The 2,373-nt window shown below is 66.0% G+C and carries 2 protein-coding genes and 1 pseudogene; 1 reads left to right on the top strand and 2 read right to left on the bottom strand.

Translation table 11 applies throughout. The features are described 5' to 3' along the window. Positions 1-212: pseudogene (locus WAO18_RS06000) on the bottom strand (cyclase family protein); the annotation flags it as partial. Positions 213-631: 419 nt separating this feature from the next. Here WAO18_RS06000 and WAO18_RS05995 point away from each other — a divergent pair. Further along, positions 632-1,813 carry an IS110 family transposase gene (locus WAO18_RS05995; protein WP_422204694.1) on the top strand — a complete coding sequence of 394 codons (1,182 nt, stop codon included), beginning with the start codon at positions 632-634 and terminating at the stop codon, positions 1,811-1,813. A 69-nt stretch (positions 1,814-1,882) separates the two neighbouring features. Here the strand turns inward: WAO18_RS05995 and WAO18_RS05990 are convergent, their stop codons facing one another. Further along, the gene (locus WAO18_RS05990) at positions 1,883-2,230 is read right to left on the bottom strand and encodes a hypothetical protein (protein WP_422204693.1); all 348 of its coding nucleotides are present in this window, start codon (positions 2,228-2,230) and stop codon (positions 1,883-1,885) included. Positions 2,231-2,373 lie beyond the last annotated feature (143 nt).

The raw sequence follows: 2,373 nt of genomic DNA, 5'->3' as shown, positions 1-2,373 counted from the left end.
GTGCCGACGTGACCACCGGTGACGATCACCTCGTTCGCCGCCGAGCTGCCGTCCGGCCGCACCATGTCGCCGTGCCGGCGCGCGAGCGTCATCCGGAAACCGGGGTGATTGGGCGAGCAGGGCATCCCGGTGAACAGCGGTTGCCCCAGTTCGACCAGGTCCACCCCGGCGGCGACGGCGGCGAGCAGCGTGTCGGTCGCGGTGTTCGTCATGCAGTGTTCCTAATCGTTTGTAGGGGTAGGTCTTCCAGCCATGTCCTGACGCCCAGAATGTCCAGATGTCTGACGTCTTGCGAAAGAACGGCGTGGGTGCGGCTGGTTGTGGTGTTGGTCCATCGACGGGTGACGCCCGGTAGTTCCAGGCGTTGGACGCCTTGAGAAAGAACGGCGCGTCTGTCGGTGGGCCAGCATGGAGTGGTGGGATGTGCGTTGCGCGAGTCCGCCGCAGGAGGTGACCTCGCCAGATGTTCCCGAGCTTCGAGCTCTACGGAAGTAAGAGGTTCCTGCGGTGTGCTGGAGTCACGAACGGCTACTGAGATGACGGACCATCGAGTCCCGCGATTAGGGCGCTGCGTGACCCCGCCTGGACCCGACAACAGCGGCATGACCGAAGGAGACGTGACAGGTTGAGCTTGTTTTGTGGCATCGACTGGGCCGAGTCCCATCACGATGTCGCCATCATCAACGATGACGGGAAAACCGTTGCCAGAGCACGGATCGGAGACGACGCGGCCGGATTCGCGGTGTTGCTGGCACTGCTGGCCGACGCCGGTGATACCGCAGAGGATCCGATCTCGATCGGGATCGAAACCGACCATGGACTGCTGATCGCCGCGTTGCGCTCGACCGGCCGGATGATCTATGCGATCAACCCACTGTCGGCCTCGCGTTACCGCGCCCGCCATCAGGTCTCCGGCGCGAAGTCCGACGCCACCGACGCGGTGATGCTCGCCGACATCGTGCGCACCCATTCGGCTGATCATCGTGTGCTGCCTGCCGACACCGACCTCGCCCAGGCGATCCGGGTACTGGCGCGGGCACAGCAGGACGCGGTGTGGTCGCGTCAGCAGCTGGGCAACCAGATCCGGTCGCTGCTCAAGGAGTTCTACCCCGCCGCGATCGACGCGTTCGTCGGCCTGCCCAACGGTGGTCTCGCGCGACGCGACGCCCGCCAGATCCTGACTGCGGTACCCACACCCGCAGCAGCTGCGAAGCTGACCAGGACGCAGCTGCGGGCGCTGCTGGCCAAGGCCGGCCGCCGCCGCAACGTGCAGGATGACGTCGAGCGTCTGCATGGCATTTTTCGTAGCGAGCGGCTGCGCCAGCCGCCGCTGGTGGAGAATGCCATGGGTATCCAGCTCACCGCGCTGCTGGCCCAGTTCACCGCGGCCTGCGCCGCGGCCGAGGACTTGGCGGAGGCGGCCCGCGCCCATTTTGAGCAGCACCCGGACGCCGAGATCATGACCAGCTTCCCCGGCCTGGGACTGCTGACCGGCGCCCGGGTGCTCGCCGAGATCGGAGACGACCGCACCCGCTTTAGCGACCCGCGTGGGTTGAAGGCTTACGCCAGGTCCGCTCCCATCACTCGCGCCAGCGGCAGGAAAACCGTTGTTCTGCATCGACATATCAAGAACCGGCGCCTGGCCGCGGTGGGTCCCATTTGGGCTCTCGCTTCGCTCAAGGCCAGCCCTGGTGCCAGACGGCACTTCGATGCCCGCCGGGCAGTCGGAGACTGGAACCACCAAGCCCAGCGGCATCTGTTCAACAAGTTCCTCGGCCAGCTTCACCACTGCCTCCGGCTGCGCTGTCTCTAGGACGAGCATCAGGCGTTTCCACCTCCTCTGGCCTCAGCGGCTTGACTTCTAAAACCCTGAGATGTCTTTCTAGTTCTGCAGCAGTTCGGCGACACGCGCGGTGAAGATGGACCGCATGGCGTCTTCGTAGTCCTCAAAGGACTGTTGGGTCAGGAGCAGGTTGCCCGGCATGCTCAGGACGATCTTCGCCACGCGCCAGGGGCCGTCGGGACCTTCGGAGAAGATGATGTGCTTGCCCGCGGTGGGCAGGCTGCGCAGCGCCCGCAGCACGCGCTGGGTGCGGTCGTCGTGCGGTCCCAGCGGAGCAGCTTCGTGCGCGGTGGCGACCTCGCCGGTGCATTCCTTGCGCAGGCGTTCTTCGCTGCGCAGGCGGAACACTTCGAGCAGCTCGGCCGAGCGATCTGCACTGGTGCGCATCAGGGTGCCTTTCTCGGGTGCGGTCAGGCGTCGGAGCTGCCGAGCGAGCGGCCGGTGAACTTGAAGTACGCCGCCACGCCGAGGCCGATGACGAGCCAGCACGAGCCGACGATCTTGGCGTTGGGGTCCGCGTTCCACAGCGC

The organism is Mycobacterium sp., assembly GCF_049278535.1.
In the GTDB taxonomy this organism is placed as follows: domain Bacteria; phylum Actinomycetota; class Actinomycetes; order Mycobacteriales; family Mycobacteriaceae; genus Mycobacterium.
This window is presented reverse-complemented; position numbering and strand designations above follow the sequence as displayed.